Raw genomic sequence first — 16,912 nt, 5'->3', positions numbered from 1 at the left:
TGGTCATTTCTTTCCGGTCGTCTTGTTTGCGTTTTGAACCGCCGTCTGAGTCGGCCCCGACAAGGTCTGAATGACGTGGTTCGCGATGTCGCCGGTTTTGCCCGGCATCAGCGTTTGTGCCATCGTACCGATGCCGTAAGAAGTTGCGCAGGTAGTTGCGTTAGCAGATGGGTCGCTTGATGGATTCGCGATTGCGTTTCCGCCGTAGGCCGCCGTCCCATTTAGTATGCCGTTGTATACCCCAACCGCCACTTTGGCACCAATCCCATTTCCAAGGGTATCGAGAGATAACGCAGCCGGTCCGGCCAGACCTGCAACAAAACCAACTGTAAGTGACTTTGAGGTGTTCGGCGCATCCTTGCTCAGACCAGTCACGTATGCCAGCGTGTCACCGCCATAGTCGTACAGCGAGTTAATCGCCCAACCGGTTGCAACAACAGGCATGACTGTCCCAAGTGTGACCATCGCTAGCGTACCGCCTGCTGCCACACCAATTTGCGGATGTGCTTGGTGACCTGGAAGCGCTTGCTGTTCGGGCGACAGCGAATGATCGGCATTGCTATAGAGGAACGGGTTGTTGTACTCGGCTGTAGTCGCCGTGAACATTTTGCCTGCATTCTGGCTGATAAACGCCACGGCGGTGGCATCGCCGCCGGGTCCCTTGCTGGCCACTGAATCGACCAGACGGTAGCCGTTCGCCAGCAACATGTTCTGCGCCTGATCGACAGTAAGGTCTTGGCCGGTCTGGTCCTTGTAGAACTGCGCGAACTTGCTTGCATTGGCCTTCGCCCATTGACGTTCATCAGAATGCAACAGCCGATTGAACCGGTCTGTGTAGGCTTGGTTATCAGAAGTGCTATCGCTCAAGGGCCACATTCGCCAATCGTTGCGGAGCTGTACTCAAAGCGGACTTCATACGTGTTGGTGGAGAGCGCCGGGAAGAATTCTGGCTTAATGTCGAGCCTGGCTAGCGCACCGAGTTTGCATGCCTCCCATTTTTCGTTGTCGGTGTGCTGCCTGACTTTCCATCCTCGGCCCTCAAGCGCCATCTGATATCTGTCAAATAATTGATCAGTCCACGAGTTGGCACTGATGTTTCGCGTCAGGGACGCTACGCTTCCGCGATCCAAGTCTTTTCGGAATACCACCTTCCCACCCATCCCGAGCATGTAGTCCATGTCAGACTTCATCAAATTAAACTTGCGCGAGACATCGGTTGGGTTTTTGAGTAGTACGCCATGAAAGAAAATGTATCCAAATGCCAGCACAAGCAGCCCACCAATCCAGATCTTTAGATTTCGCATGTAATACGCTCCAATCAATACCCAGGCATTTTGCCAATACGATTGCCGTATCCTGTGCCGCCATACCCACTCAGATTAGGCGCCTTGGTTATCCCACCTGTTCCTACGCCTACCTCGAAGGCAGTATCACCACCGATTCCGTGGTTCACGCCCCCGCAGACACCGAACGCGCACGCACCGCCTCCAGCAGATGCGCCCGCCAAAAAGTCGTCGGTGTTGCTTCCTTTCTGTCCCGAAGGTAATCCCGGGTTGGAGGCGACCATACCCCCAACAATTGACGCGCCTGGCACGACAGGCACCGAGCCTGAGCCCGACAAGTAAACATTGCCGTTATGAAGATTGACAGTTAATGCGCCGCTGACCCCAAGTCCGCCACCTTGTACCGTCAAATAGTCAACTGACCCGGGGCGCTGAGCCTCCATTGCAGCCTGCATTGCCTTGTTGTCAGCAGTTGAATCAGCCACAGGATATTGGAACAATCCCCCCGAGTTCTGCCGCACCATGCCACCATAGCCCGCAAGCGAGACAGACGTACCGGTGTAGTTCCGCAACTGAGCCTGTTCGGTGGTGTAGCCTGCACCTTCTGCCTCCAGCGCTGAATATTTAGCGTAGTCCACCGTACCCGGCGCAAATTCGGCCGCACAGTGAACCAAGGCACATCCAGCCGCTTCCAAGCGGTGTTCTTTATCGGTGTCCCCGTTGGCCAGATTTTTGATTGCCTGCTTTTCCTCAGGATGCAACTGCCGATTGTACATATCCGCATTCGACGCAGCAAAAGCACCTGCACCACCCCCTGCAGCCGCACCCGCCGCCCCCCGCCACCAGATTCGAAACAACCTGCCCGAGCATCCTGTCAGCCGTCGCATTGCCGGTCGGATCCCCATTGGCAATCGAATTACTCAACTCATTCAACCTCGGCGCGAGTCCAGCCGAAACCCCCGCACCTGCCGCCCCGCCGAGCGCGCTGCCAAAGTTGCCACCACCCAGCCCGCCAAGCACCGCGCCTGCCACAATGTGCATACCGACGCGATCCGCGCCCCCTTCTCCCCAGTCCGCCGCATCCTGCCCGTATTGCGCCGCCGTACCGGTTTCTCCGAGCGCGTTCGCCGCCTTCGCGCCGTCAAGCGCCGCTTTCTGCTTGTAGTCCGCGTACGTGCCGATGTCCTTCGCCACCGCTTCCCCTGCCGCATTGGCCGCGTTCATCACATCAGCCTGATTGCCAAGCACCGTGTTCACGTCAGGCAGCTTCGACACCGTACCGTTCAGGTTCGACGTATCCCGGTTCAGGCTCGCCACTTCCTGCTTCTGATTCGCGGAATCGGTAATGGTAATCGTGCCCGCGCTCACGCCGCTCTTCGTCGTCGCACTGGAACTGCCGCTTGCCGACTGACCCAGCATCGGCATGACGCCCTGCGTGCCCGCACTGAAGCCGCTTGTCGACGCGCTGTAGTCCGAATGATTCTGCATGTCCGAGTACGTCAGCGTACCCGTGGCAAGGGTGTTCTTCGACGGGTCCGCATCGCTGGCAATGTACGCGCCCTTCAGATCCGTATTGCCTTTCACGTTCACATCAAAACCACCGGAGCCTGCCTGAATCCCGGCCTGCCCGTTCACTGCGGCATAGTTGCCGTTCGCGCTGCCGTGCTGGCTGCTGAAGCTCGCGCCGCCCCCGCCCTGGCTGATGCTGAAACCACCGCCCGAGCTTTGCTGATGCGCGCTACTCACCGTCGTATCCTGCACCGAGGCAATGTTCAGGTTCCCGCCCACATCCGCAGAAACGTGATTGCCCTTTACATTCGAGCCCACGATGTTCGTATCGCCACCTGAACTGATACACCTCGCGCTCATCCCAGAATACTGACGCTACGATTTGTCTCTATTGCCATCCTTTCTTAGCTCGCGGAGTTCCCTAACCATGGCATACGTAACCAGGGCAAAAAGAGAAATGTACGCCGGAACGCCAGCTAATGCAGGCCTCCAGCCCGCACCCTGGAATTCAGAAATTGCGACAACTACGCCAATAACAGCAAACACAGAGATATATGCTTTAACGTACCGAACGATGAACTTCCGCAGCACCGGAGTCTCCATAATCATTTTCCCGATTGAATTGCGCCCTGTATCGGCCCGGCTGCGCCTTGCAAAAGCTGGTTAGCAAAATTCCCCAGAGGCGGTGGCAATACCGCTTTTGCCCACGAGCCAGCAGTTGTTGTGGATGCGGCGACACCCGCAGATAGATCTGGATTACTTCCGGTCATCCCAGCACTCCCAAACGCACCGACACCCGTCGCCCCAGCGTTGTACACATTGGCCGCGATTTTTCCAGCCATTCCCATTCCAGCAATTGCGGCGTCCCCGATCAGGAAGGGAGATGACAAGCCGCCAACAACTCCAGCGATATATGAATTCGTAACGCTTGGTGCGTCCTTGCTAAGCCCAGTCTTGAAATTATAGTAATTGCCCGCGTAATCATAGCCTCCAGCCAGTAGCGCCGCCGTTACGGCCTCTGGTCCGAGCGCAACCACGGCAGCCGCAGGAACGCCATAAAGGGCGCCAGCTTTCATGTTTGCGGAGGCCTCGCCGGCATTTGCTCCCTGCGCCTGAATCGCTGCACTCAACGTTGCGTCACTACACTGCGCGCCTGCCGGACATACTTGTGCGACCAGACTCTTGCGCTTGTCGTTGCCCTGGTTGTATAGCTGAACCGCTGAACCGGTAGCTGCGCCCGCCGTTCCACCCACCAGTGCGCCGCCAACTCCAGCAACTACGTTCGCCGAAATATTGCCAAGAAGTTCCGAACCCGTTGCCGCTTTTACTCCCTTTGAGATCCTGTCCAGCTCACCGGCCATCGCAGAGGAAAGACCGGCACCAGCCGCGCCACCGATAGCCCCGAACGCGCTGCCGCCGCCAAGACCACCAATTAGCCCTCCGCCAATGACATGTAGTGCAACGCGGTTCGCTCCACCCTCATCCCAAGAAGCTGCAGTCGCTTCATCAGATGCCTGATCACGCTTCATATCCGCATACGCACCAATTCCCTGCGCCACAACCTGCCCCGCCGCCTGCGCCGCATTCATCGTATCCGCCTGCGCCGACAGCAGATTATTGACATCCGGCAGCTTCGACACCCTGCCGTTCAGGTCCGTCGTATCGCGATTGATACCCGGCCAGCAGGTTCGTCGCCTCGCCTACAACATCGCAGCGCGCCATATCCGCTTCCAGCCGCGCAAACCGAAACCCGGCAGGGACTGGCGTACACCAAGGTTTTTTTCGTGGCTGCGCATCGCCGGCATGTGGCTTGAGCAGGCCGGCTTCTCGCCCGGACAGCGCGTGAGGATCGAGGTCCAGCACGGCAGGCTCGTCACCACACCAGATTGAAACTTCACGAACAATAAACCCGGCTACAGCCGGGTTTATTGCACTACATCTTCGCACGTTGCCAAGGCTCACTTTTTGATTTGCGCCATGCATGCCATCCAAGCGGAAGATCGGCAAGCTCTGCGATCGTGCCGTCAATCTTCATAATGCTCTCCAAACTGACGAGAGCCGCTTCGCCTTCCGTCGGAGGTTCTTGTGCGCTCGTGTGGAATTGCCATGCGCCGTCGTCACTATCATGCGAGACATAAGCAATCCATTCTCGCCCCTGCACAATCTTACGATTGGCGATAACTGCCACATTCGGCAGCTCACTGAAAGGCCATTGATTTGAGGTCATATGCTATTTGTTTGACTTCTGCCGATTTTGATCCCGTGATAGTACTTGGGCGTTGCCATAACTATTCGTACCTTTCGATGCGTCCGGATCAGCCGGATTCCGCGGAACAATATGGTCAATCTGTGCCTCATTCGAAGGCGGCGTAACCCCTTTCTCGCTCTTGCTTGGCATGACCAATTCAGTTCCATCCTGATCCGATCGCAACACCCCACCGTTGCTCTCCATATTTTGCTGATAAATCTTTTGCTTCTGGGCTGCCGTGAAGTTCTTGCCTGGTCCGACACTTGGAGAGTCTGAAAGGTTCGAGTAGGGACTGTTATCACTGGCGCCATTGTTCGCTGACTGCTGATCATCGTTGCCACTATTGAGAGTCGCATTACCCGGCGTACCAACTGCAGCGTTCGCGACCTGCCCCGTCGACGAATTCACAACTACCATTCCGGGACTTGCAGCCGGCGGCCTGCCTCCTCCCACACCAGTGACAGCACTGACTCCGTTCGCAGCACCCTGAGCCATCAGGCTTGCCGGCGATTCGGACATCTTGGTCTGCGCACCGTGCCTCATAAGTGCGCCAAACTCGTCGCCCAGCGACGACATCTGCCGGTTCAACGTACCCAGCGGATCGTCTGACCATGCGGCGAAACGGTCTATAAATTCGTTCCCCGTCCCGCCCTTGCCTTCACCGTTGCCTGAACTCCGATTGTACAAGTCCTCGTTTGACGCAGCGAACGCTCCCGAGTTGCCGCCAAGCAACGTTCCACCCGCACCAGCCAGCACATTCGATGCTACGTTGCCCAGCGTCATCGATCCAGTGTGCCTGCCAATCTCGTCCGCAAGACCGTTCAGCTTGCCCGCCAGCGCTGCCGATCCGCCTGCACCGAGCGCGCCCCCAGGCGCACTGCCACCTCCCAGCCCGGCAACCAGTGCGCCGCCGATCGTGTGCGCCACAACGCGGTTCGTCCCACCCTCATCCCACGACGCAGCTTCGGCCTTGTCGGCTGCAGCAGCGGCAGTATTTCCCGCCAGCTCATCCGCCTTCTCCTGCTGCCCGGCCTGCGCTTTCTTCCCGTCTGCATACGCACCAATTCCCTGCGCCACAACCTGCCCCGCCGCCTGCGCCGCATTCATCGTATCCGCCTGCGCCGACAGCAGATTATTGACATCCGGCAGCTTCGACACCCTGCCGTTCAGGTCCGTCGTATCGCGATTGATACCCGCCACATCCTGCGCCTGGTTCGCCGCGTCCGTGACGCTGATCGTGCCGGCACTGATCGCACTTTTCGTCGTCGCACTGCTGCTGCCGCTATCGTGTTGCGACATCATCGGCGTCACGCCACCCGCACCGCTGACCGAACCCGGCCCCACCGCCTTGCCCGTTGAACCGATCCCCGCGCCCGCACTGAAGCCGCCGCTCGAGGCGCTGTAATCGGAGTGGTTCTGGATATCGCTCACCGTCAGCGTGCCAGTGGTCAAACCGTTCTTCGAGGCATCGGCCGTACTCGCGATGTACGCGCCCGCGTGAGGATTGAGGTCCAGCACGGCAGGCTCGTTACCACGCCAGACTGAACGACGCTATAAACAATAAACCCGTCCGTGGTCGGGCTTATTGTCACTAATCGCCACTGCCATTGGAGGCCGGGCGGTCACGCTCCTGCTGTTTCAGCACGCGGAATTCCTTGATCAGTTGATATGTCACTCCACCGAATAGAATCACGTAAAGCGGCATTCCAGCCAGTGCGGGTCTCCAGCCAGAACCATGAGAAACGGATATAACCAATGCTACGGCAACCACTCCAATAGCTCCTGCATATGCTACTAGCGCTCGGAGAATCAGCTTCCTGGACTGCTGTGCATATTCGGTTGAGGCTGGTTTCATTTATTTGACCCACCTTGGGTTACGGCATTCTGTATCGGCCCCGCAGCGCCTTGAATCAAGTTGTTCAAGAAGTTACCAATGGGACCAGGGAACATCGCCTTTACCAAGCTGCCTGTTGCAACAGATCCAGTGGCAAAGCCGGCAGAGATATCCGGATTACCTCCAGTCATTGCGGCCGTACCAAACGCACCAACACCCGTTACCCCGGCGTTATATGCATTGGCCGCAATCTTCCCGGCCGTTCCCATTCCGGCAATCGCTGCATCTCCAATTGCGAGAGGATAGGCCAGACCACCCACAACCCCGGCAATATACGAATTCGTAACGCTTGGCGCGTCCTTTGTAAGCCCTGTCGCATAACTGTAAACACCTCCCGTGTAGTCAAGGCCACCTGCAAGGGCAGCAGCCGTCACAGCTTCAGGCCCAAGAGCAATCACAGCAGCAGCCGGAGCGCCGTAAGCGGCCGCCGTCTTCATGTTCCCCGAGGCCACCGCCGCATTGTCCCCTTGCGCCTGAATCACCGCGTTCAACGTCGCGTCGCTACATTGCGCCCCTGCTGGGCACACCTGTGATACGAGGTCTTTCGGCTTCCGGTGTGCCGCCTGGTTATACAACTCGACGTTCGATGCCGTGCTCGCCCCAACGCCGCCACCGACCAGCGCACCGCCGACGCCAGCAACCACATTGGCAGCAATGTTGCCCAGCAGTTCCGAACCGGTGGCTGATCCTACGCCCTTGTAGATATCCTCCAGTTGCTTCGCCATCGCTGCCGACAGCCCCGCGCCTGCTGCACCCTGCAGGGCCGTTCCAATTCCACCACCACCGAGCCCGCCGATGAGTGCACCGCCCGCGATATGCAGCAAGGTGCGATCCGTCCCACCCTCATCCCAAGAAGCTGCAGTCGCTTCATCAGATGCCTGATCACGCTTCATATCCGCATACGCACCAATTCCCTGCGCCACAACCTGCCCCGCCGCCTGCGCCGCATTCATCGTATCCGCCTGCGCCGACAGCAGATTATTGACATCCGGCAGCTTCGACACCCTGCCGTTCAGGTCCGTCGTATCGCGATTGATACCCGCCACATCCTGCGCCTGGTTCGCCGCGTCCGTGACGCTGATCGTGCCGGCACTGATCGCACTTTTCGTCGTCGCACTGCTGCTGCCGCTATCGTGTTGCGACATCATCGGCGTCACGCCACCCGCACCGCTGACCGAACCCGGCCCCACCGCCTTGCCCGTTGAACCGATCCCCGCGCCCGCACTGAAGCCGCCGCTCGAGGCGCTGTAATCGGAGTGGTTCTGGATATCGCTCACCGTCAGCGTGCCGGTGGTCAAACCGTTCTTCGAGGCATCGGCCGTACTCGCGATGTACGCGCCCGTGAGATTCGTGTTGCCCTTTACATTGATATCGAACCCGCCATTGCCCGCCTGAATCCCCGCCTGCCCGTTCACCGCCGCATAGTTCCCGCTCGAACTGCCGTGCTGGCTGCTGAAGCTCGCATTGCCACCGCCCTGACTGATGCTGAAGCCACCGCTCGTGCTCGACTGGTGCGCGGCGCTCACGGTCGTGTCCTGCACGCTCTGCACGTTCAGGTTACCGCCTACATCCGCCGACACGTGATTGCCGCTCACATCCGCGCCGACGATGCTGGTGTTGCCGCCCGAGACGATCGACACGTTGTTTGCCGCACTTACATGCGTGTTGTTCTGCATCGCCGCATCGGAATTCGCGTCGCCGTGCGCGTTGGACATCGATGCCGACACACCGAAACCATTGGTGCCGTACGAAACCCCTACGCTCGCACTACTCGACCTGTTCGTGCTGCGCGTCGAATCGGTGTTCGTCGTGTTGATGAGATTCACCTCGTTCTGCGCGCTCAGCGCAACGTTGTTGCCGCTGACGCTCGAACCGGCGATCGTCACATTGCCATTATTCGGCGAGGCCGGCCCATCACCGCCACCGGTCGCGGTGAACGAGGCCGTACCACCGGCCTTGATGGTCGAGCCGGTCTGCATCGTCTGGTCTTCCGTGAAGGTATTCTTCGACTGGCTCGTGCCGTAGCTCAACTGCACCGAAATGCTCGGGTTCGAACCGGCGAGCGAGCCACCGGTCACACCTGCAACAGCCATTGCAGCGTTTCCGGCCGCCGCAATACCGTGCAACGCCTTCGCCCTCGAATCACCCGCACCGCTACCCGCCGCCTGCGACTGCTGGATCGCGTTATTGATCGCATCCCCCACACTACCGCCCAGCCCAAGCGTGAAGCCGCTCGTCTTCGTCTCCTGCGTCTCGTCATGGTGATTCGTACCCGTCGCCGCATCGATCGTGACGCTCGCCGCCTTGCCCGTCACATCCCGCGCCGCGATCACATCGCTGCCCGTGATATGCAAACCGTTGCCCGCCGTCATCGTCACGCTGCCGTCCGTGCTGCCCACCAGACTGCCGTTCTGCGTGACCGAGTTATCGGTCGTCGTTTCCTTCCGGTCGCTCGTGCCGTACGAAATGCCGGCGCCGCCCGTGCCGCCCAGACCCGACTTCTGTTCCTGGTGAAAACGGCTGCTCTGACTGGTGTCCTGCGTCGTCGTCACCGTCAGATCATGCCCGGCCGACAGCGACATGTCGTTCGTCGAGGCGACTGTCGAGCCCGCAATCGTCAGATCGTGACCGGCATTCGCACTCACCGTATCACCCGAGACCGTCGAGCCAACGGAGATCACCTGATGCGACGATGTCTGGTCGGTCGTCTTGTCGCTCGACATGAAGCCCGAGTGTTCATTGTGCGACCAGCTCTGCGAGTCGTGCGTTTCGGTCACCGCGCCGATCGTCACATTGCCGGTCGCCGCCAGCGTGGCGGCGCCTCCGCTCACGCTACCGTCTGCGGCACTCGCCCCGGTGGTCGCGCTCGACCCCAGCACCGTGAGATTGCCTGCGCCGATGGGCGCGTCCGCTGCCGCGACGAGGCCATGCTCCTTCAGCAGAGCAGCCGCCGCTGCCGTCTGCCCGGCCCCGAGCGTCAGATCTCTGGCGGCGTTCAGATTGCTACCCTGCGCCGTCTCGTCGTAGCTCGAACCGGTGTGCTTCGACTGCGGGCCGCCGAGCGATTGCTCTTTGTGCGAACGCGTGTCGGTCGCGGCGGTCAGCGTCAGATTGTTGGCGGCAATCATCGCTGCATCGCCACCCGTCCTGACGGTCGCATTGGTGAGCGTCGTATTGCCGCCCGACACCGTGGTCAGGTTGCCGCCCGTCGTGATCATGCTGCCGACGTTCTGTGTCGTGGTGGTATGCCCGCCGTTGAGCCCGTCGTTAGTACCCGCATCCTGCGTCGCGCCAAGCGTCGTCGTGCCGACGTTGATATTGCGGCCCGCGCCCACAAAGGCACTGTTGCCCGACTCGATGGCGGCGCCGGCGAGATTCACATCGCGCTGCGCCAGCACCACCGCATTCTCCGACGCCGAAATCGTGCCGGTGGCCAGTATGTTTTGCGAAGAAGCACTGGACGTGAAACCGGCCTGCTGCAGTGTGTTCGACACACTCGCGGTCGCCGTTTCGTTGATCACATCGCGCCCGGCCTGAACCACCGTCTGCACCCCGCCGATGCGCCCGCTCGTGTTACGCACGTCCTGCACGGCCGACACCACCGTCGTGCCGCCGCTGCCGATCACACCGCTATTGACGATGTTGTTGCCGAGCACCGCAGTGGCCATGTCCCCCACAATGTGACCGCTGTTGCTCACGTCGCCGGTCGCATTCAGGCTCACCGCGTTACCGGCGACCAGCGCGCCGCTGTCCTGCAGATCGACCGTGTTGGCCTGTGCAAGATACAGCTTCGGCACGAGCACGGTCTGCTGGGTGCCGTCGGGCAGCGTCACGGTCTGCGACACGAGCCACACCAGGTCGGTTGTCAGCTGCTTCATTTGCGCGTCGGTCAGGCCGATGCCCGGCGTGAGTCCGAACGACTTCGCATACGTGACACCGCTGTTCATCAGCGCGGTGTACTCATCCAGATTGTCCGAATAGCCGGCGAGGAACGTTCGGCCGGTCAACTGCGTGACCTGGTTCATCACGAGTTGCTGCTCATAAGCCCCGTCGCCGAGGCGTTTCTCCGTGGTCTGCGGGTTCAGCCCCAGCGCGCCCAGCAGATAGTCGCTGGAGATGAATTTCGTGTAAGTCGTCAGGCGTGGATCGGTTGCGACCAGATACGTCGCCCCTGGCGCGGTCTGATACGTGTACAGGCTGTTCACCGGCAGCTTCAGGTTCGGGATGCCGCCTGCCGCGCCACCGAGTGTCTGTGGACGTACGGTGAGGCCGCTCACGCCTGTGGCAATGTTCGCGCTCGCCGTCTGGCCAGTCACGCCGCCTGCCGTGCCCGCGTCCGCGGCCTGTCCGTTCACGCCGCCGAGTTGCGTGCCCGTCGCGTTGCCGCCCGTCACGCCGGAACCCACGACTGTCTGGCCGACCCGGTTCACACTGGCGACGCTGATGGTCTGGCCGCTCGTCTGCACCGCGCCGTTGGCGGTCGCAATCGCGGGCAGCGCCGCGACCGTGGTCGTGCTCTGCGTGATGCCGTCTTCGACGATCTTCGTGTCGTCACTGCCGCCGGTCTTCTGATGCCAGTAATAGGTGGACTGTGTGTCGGCGGTCACGGTCTGCTGCAGCACCGTGCCTGAGTCGTTCACGCTGCCGCCCACGGCGCGGCGAATGAGATTCCCGCCCGCGGTCATGGTCGACGATTGGTTGTTGATCGCGCCACCGTCCGAATTGATCCGGATCGAACCCTGCGCCTGCAGAAGCGCGGGCGTGCCGGCGCTCAGCAGCTGGTCAGTCGATGTGGTGCTGGTCGATACGCGCTTCATCTCGACGTAGTCGTGATTGTCCGAACCGAGATCGGTGCGCACGGTCACGTTGTCGGGCCGGATGTTCGTGGCGGGGTTGTAGTCCGGCCACAACGTGATCGTGTAGGTGCTGCCGTTGTCAGTGATGCTGTTGTAGTACTGGGTTGCGTTGTTCGTGATGGTGCGCGTCTGCGAGACATGCTGCTGGCTGCAGAAATCGTGGGTGTTGCAGACCTCGACCAGCGGGGTCGAGGTACTGATATACGTATCGGTCAGCGGCTGCGCAAACGACAATGTTTGCGCGTTGGCATCGAGGCTGGCGACCTGCGATTTCGGGACCGTGACCGTGATCGGATGCATCAGCGCACCGATGGTCGCCGTGCCGATCGCTCCGCCCCGCCAGTTCCACTGCGGATAGACCGAACTGTCGTAAAAGCCGAGGTCATCACCGGAGAGGCCTGCGGTCCACAGCGTCAGCGTGTTCGTCCCGGTGTTCTGCGGCGTGCCCGCCTGCGTCTGAACCCCCGTGCGCAGGTTGTTGACCGTGTGAGCGGCGATATCCACGTCACCCACCGCCTCGATCGTCGCGGCGCTGTTCGTAAGCGTCCCCGTCTGGTTCGCGAGCATGCCCGAGCCGTCGCGCGCGCCATCCTTCGCGATCGCGAGACTGCCGCCGCTATAGATCAGCGCGCCGTCCGAATTCGTGACCGAGTTCGACGCATAGATGTTCAGACTCTGAGCGGCCGCAATCGCCGCGGCCGCGCCGGTATTCTGCACGTCCGCCGCGTTGACCTGCACGGTGTTGCCGATCAGCGTGCCGGTGTTCGCGAGCGTCGCACTGTGGGTCGTGACCGAATCGCCCTCGATCCTTCCGGCATTGGTGAGCGTGCCCGTCGCATTGACCGTGGTCGACGCCGAGTTGATGTCCGCGCCGGCCGCATTGACCACGTTCGCGCCGCTTGCGCTCAACGCACCGCTCGCCGCGAGCGTGCCGGCGTTCGTCAGCGTGCCGGTGGCCGACACCGTCATGTTGCCGTCCGCATGCAGGCTGTTCGACGCGCCGTTGGTGTAGTCGCCCGTGACGGCGAGCCCCAGATTCCGGCCGGCCGTCATGGTGCCATCACCGCTGACCACGCCGCTAGCCGTGATGTCGCGATTTGCCCTGAGCGCGCCCGCCGAATTCGCGAGCGACGCCACCCGCACCGACACGTCCTGGCCACCTTCGAGGCGGCCACTGTCGTTGATCACGCTCGCACCGGACTGGTTGAGGTTCAGCGCCGTACCGCCGTAGATCGTCCCGCCCGAATTGTTCACCCGGTTCGTGACGTTCAGGCTGGCCACGCGCGCGGCAACAAATTTTGCGCTGGCGGTGTTGGTGAGCGTCTGCGCGCCGAGCGTCACGTCGCCATTGCCGCCCATCGTACCCGCGCTGTTGGTGATGCCGGTCGCGGCCGTAATGGTGGTCGCGCCGCTGCCGCTATTCGTGAGCTTGCCCGAGGTGTTGTCGATGGACGAGGCCGACACGGTGGCGGTCGCGGCATTGCCGGACGCGCCGTTCACCGAAATCGTCCCGCTCGTGTTCGAAAGCGCCCCGCCTGCGTTCACCGACAGATTGCCGTCGGTCTGCACGGACCCTTGGGTGTTGTCGAACGCGCCTTGGGTGGTCGCCGTCAGGCCGGCTTTACCGTACAGCGTGCCGCCGCGGTTCGTCAGGCTCGTGTTCGCATCGACCTGTGCCGAGCCCTGGGCGGACACGGTGCCGTTCGAATTATCGAGACTGGCCGAGCGGGCGATGAGTGCGCCATTGGTCGCGATCTGCCCGGCCACATCCGACAGCGCGCCAGGCGTCGTCACATTCAGCGTGCCGGTGCCGGCGTGCTGGATCGAACCGGCGTCGTTCGTGATCGACTGGCCTGACACGGTCAGGTTCGCCGCATTGGTGGCAAGCGTGCCGCCGGTGTTGTCGAGCGCGCCGCCGGCCGAAAGCGTCTGGTCAGCGCTGCCGTACTGGGTGAGGCGGCCGCCGCGATTGCTCAGGTTGCCGCTGCTGGACAGCGCCAGTGTGTTGCCTTCGATCGTGCCGTTCGAGTTGTCGACGGACGATCCGCTCACGGTCGTGGTCGCACCCGAAAGCGTGCCGCTCTGGTTAGCCAGCGCGCCCGCGATGTTAGCGCCGAGGTTGCCGCCCGCAACAACGCTCCCCGCATGATTGTCGAGCGACTGAGCCCGCACAGTGGCATCGCCCTTTGCGCTCAGACTCCCCTGGTTCGACACGGCCGTACCGGACACGTCGAGCGCGCCGTTGGTCACGACGTTGCCGCCCGTATTCGACAGCGTGCCCGCCGAGGCCAGCGCGAGCGTGCCGCTACCCGCGTGCTGGATCGAACCGGTGTCGTTCGTAACCGACTGGCTTGACACGGTCAGGTTGGTCGCATTGGTGGCGACGAAACCGCCGGTGTTGTCGAGCGTGCCGCCGGCCGAAAGCGTCTGGTCAGCGCTGCCGTACTGGGTGAGGCGGCCGCCGCGATTGCTCAGGTTGCCGCTGCTGGACAGCGCCAGCGTGTCGCCTTCGATCGTGCCGTTCGAGTTGTCGACGGACGCGCCGCTCACGTTCGTAGCCGCACCTGAAAGCGTGCCGTTCCGGTTGTCGACGACGCCAATGCCTGACGCGACCAGCGCGCCGCCGGCGACGATGCTGCCCGCGTGGTTATCGAGCGTCTGCGCCCGCACGGTCGCATCACCCTTCGCGCTCAGACTGCCCTGATTCGATACGGCCGCGCCCGTCGCGTCGAGCGCGCCATTGGTCACCACCTTGCCTGCGCTGTTCGACAGATTTCCCGTGGTAGTCACGGCCAGCGTGCCGCTACCCGCGTGCTGGATCGAACCGGCATCGTTCGCAAGCGATTGCGCCGAGACGTCGAGGTTCGTCGCGTTCGATGCAATCGAACCCCCGGTATTGTCGAATGCGCCGCCTGCGAAAATGCGCTGCGCCGCATTGCCGGACTGGCTGATATGGCCGCCGCGATTGGTCAGGTTGCCGCTACTGGACAGCGTCAGCGTATTGCCTTCGACCGTGCCGCTGGAATTGTCGACCGACGCGCCGCTCACGGTCGTCACCGTTCCTGAGAGCGTACCGTCGCGGTTATTGAGCGCGCCCGTGCTGCTCGCGCTGAGATTGCCGCCCGCCGTGACGCTGCCCGCATGATTGTCGATCGACTGGGCGTGAAGCGATGCGTCGCCCAGCGCGTTGAACTGCCCCTGGTTCGCAATCGATCCGGCCGACACGCCGAGCGCGCCGTTGCTGCCGATCACGCCGCCTGGCGCGCCCGTTGCAGTGGTACCCGGCGCATTGACCAGCGCGCCGGTCGCCGTGACGCTCTGAGCGCCGTTGCCGAGCATCACCACCCGCCCTGCGGTATTGTCGATCGAGGCCGCGCCAAGCGTCTGGTTTCCGGAAGACTGGATGATGCCCTGACGGTTGTTCAACGCACCGCCGGTACCGATGTTCAGCGTCGACTGCGAGATGATCTGGCCGCCCTGATTCGACAGCGCGCCCGCCGCAACCGTTTGCGCACCGGCGGAGGAAAGCGCGCCGTTATCGTTCGTCAGCGTCCCCCGCGCGGTGGCATTGATCGCACCGCCCGCAGCGACGCTCGCGCCCGCGAGACTCATGTCGCCAATGCTGGCCAGCAACGTGAGGTTGCCGCTGGCTGAAGTCTGGCTACCGCCGAGGCTCAGCGCCGCGCCCGACAGCGTCGCGTTGCCGCCTGCGGCAGTGTGTCCCGTCGCACCCAGCGCGCCCGAAGCCGCGACCGTCAGATCGCCTGCATGACCGATCGATCCGTCGCCGTTGATGCCCGCGCCGAGCGTGCCGCTCGAACTGAGGCTCGCTGCGCTGATGTTCGTGTTCTGCTGCGCGGCGAGCGTGCCGGTGTTGGACAGCGCGCCCGACGTATTGACCGTCACCGACTGCTGCGCGTACGTGGAGCCGCTGTTCTGGATACTGGCCGCCGTGGCGGCGAGATTGCCGCTCGCCGTGGTCTTGCCGGCAAGCACGAGCTGGCCGTTCGACTGCAGCGTCAGGTCGCCCGCCTGCGCGGCGAGCACGCCTGCATTCGAGACGCCCACGCCGTACTCGTTGCTCGCCAGAAAAATCCTGTTCGCATACATCCCGCCCAACTGGCTCACGTCGATCGAAACGGCCGGCAATGATCCGCTGCCCGCAATAGGCGTGGCAGCCAGCGTATCGTGATCGACGTGATTCGCGCCGGCGACGACATTCAGCGTGTTGCCGTAGATCGCCGCGTTCGCCGCTACGGCTCGCGCAATCAGGTCGACCTGGTCGACGTTCGATGCGTTCAGCCCCGCGCCCTGGACCGTGATCCGCCCCGCCGTGACATCGAAACCGGTCAGGGCGCCGTTCCCGCCATAGGTCGGATTGCCGGTGGTGAGAATCGCCCGCGAGGTGTTGATAAAACCGCCGCCGTCCAGAATCAGACCGGACGAATTTGCAATCACCACCTCCGCGCGCCGGCCCGCCACCTCGACGTACCCGCGCAATTGCGAGGGATTATTGCTGTTGACCTGATTGACGATGATCGACGCGGACTGCCCCGGCAGGTAGTTAGGATTACCGTTGATATAGCCTGCCTGCTGCGTATTCACGATGGTCGGCGAATTGTTCAGAATCGCGCCGGGGCGTTGGACGTCGAACTGGCCGTATGTGTTGACCGAAACGCCGGCAGCGGACGGCCGGTTCACGTTGACCTGGGGAATCCCGCTCTGCGTCTGGATCACCGACGGCGCATGCGCGCCGCCCGGCACGATCTGCGCGTGCGCCTCGGGCGTGGAGATGACGAGCGCGCCGGCGAGCGTCATCGCGCCAAACGCGGCATGACGCAGCGCGAAGCACGAAAGCGACCGGCGCAATACCGTCTGGCGCGCGGCCTGCCGCGCCCATCCGGTTTCTCCCGATACTGTGTTACCTGCCGCCGTGGCGGTTTCCGATACCGCGACCAGCATGCCCCGAAGCCGGCTGAAGATCAGCCTGTAGGTCTTTTTATTCATTATGGGTATTGTTACGACGAAACTGAAACTTTTCGTAACATACACCAGAGTCAGTCCATTTATATCAAGGACCGGTAAAAAAATCGCCAGTTATGAACAATGTTAACTGAATATT

The 16,912-nt window shown here is 61.8% G+C and carries 5 protein-coding genes and 3 pseudogenes; 1 reads left to right on the top strand and 7 read right to left on the bottom strand.

The features are described from left to right. Window positions 1-3 precede the first annotated feature (3 nt). From BXE_RS07865 to BXE_RS07845, 4 genes and pseudogenes are all read right to left on the bottom strand, one after another. Window positions 4-867: a hypothetical protein gene (locus tag BXE_RS07865; RefSeq protein ID WP_148222926.1), complete on the bottom strand. Its 864-nt coding sequence runs from the start codon at window positions 865-867 to the stop codon at window positions 4-6. Beyond that, window positions 864-1,304, bottom strand: coding sequence for a hypothetical protein (locus BXE_RS07860; protein ID WP_038456443.1), 441 nt, complete (start codon window positions 1,302-1,304; stop codon window positions 864-866). Before BXE_RS07860 ends, BXE_RS07865 begins: the two co-directional genes overlap by 4 nt. A 14-nt stretch (window positions 1,305-1,318) precedes the next feature. Continuing rightward, a pseudogene (locus BXE_RS45730) lies at window positions 1,319-3,137 on the bottom strand (hemagglutinin repeat-containing protein); the annotation flags it as partial. 260 nt (window positions 3,138-3,397) lie between these two features. Beyond that, window positions 3,398-4,465, bottom strand: a pseudogene (locus tag BXE_RS07845) (filamentous hemagglutinin); the annotation flags it as partial. Here BXE_RS07845 and BXE_RS47130 point away from each other — a divergent pair. Beyond that, complete coding sequence (locus tag BXE_RS47130) at window positions 4,410-4,682, top strand: SymE family type I addiction module toxin (protein WP_233518799.1); 273 nt, start codon at window positions 4,410-4,412, stop codon at window positions 4,680-4,682. The pseudogene BXE_RS07845 and the gene BXE_RS47130 overlap by 56 nt on opposite strands. 43 nt (window positions 4,683-4,725) lie before the next feature. Here the strand turns inward: BXE_RS47130 and BXE_RS07840 are convergent, their stop codons facing one another. From BXE_RS07840 to BXE_RS07825, 3 genes and pseudogenes are all read right to left on the bottom strand, one after another. After that, a complete protein-coding gene (locus BXE_RS07840) occupies window positions 4,726-5,019 on the bottom strand; it encodes a hypothetical protein (protein WP_038456453.1) in 294 nt (97 codons plus the stop codon). A gap of 3 nt (window positions 5,020-5,022) precedes the next feature. Then, window positions 5,023-6,534 (bottom strand): annotated as a pseudogene (locus BXE_RS46885) (filamentous hemagglutinin); the annotation flags it as partial. Window positions 6,535-6,891: 357 nt separating this feature from the next. Further along, entirely contained in the window at window positions 6,892-16,797 is a 9,906-nt protein-coding gene (locus tag BXE_RS07825; RefSeq protein ID WP_011487822.1) for a hemagglutinin repeat-containing protein, read from the bottom strand. Between the last annotated feature and the right edge of the window lie 115 nt (window positions 16,798-16,912).

The organism is Paraburkholderia xenovorans LB400 (assembly GCF_000013645.1).
Lineage (GTDB): Bacteria > Pseudomonadota > Gammaproteobacteria > Burkholderiales > Burkholderiaceae > Paraburkholderia > Paraburkholderia xenovorans.
This window is presented reverse-complemented; position numbering and strand designations above follow the sequence as displayed.

Coding starts and splice junctions, on each gene's coding strand:
- BXE_RS07860 (WP_038456443.1), bottom strand. CDS start 1,304: ATGCGAAATCTAAAGATCTGGATTGGTGGGCTGCTTGTGCTGGCATTT.
- BXE_RS07840 (WP_038456453.1), bottom strand. CDS start 5,019: ATGACCTCAAATCAATGGCCTTTCAGTGAGCTGCCGAATGTGGCAGTT.
- BXE_RS07825 (WP_011487822.1), bottom strand. CDS start 16,797: ATGAATAAAAAGACCTACAGGCTGATCTTCAGCCGGCTTCGGGGCATG.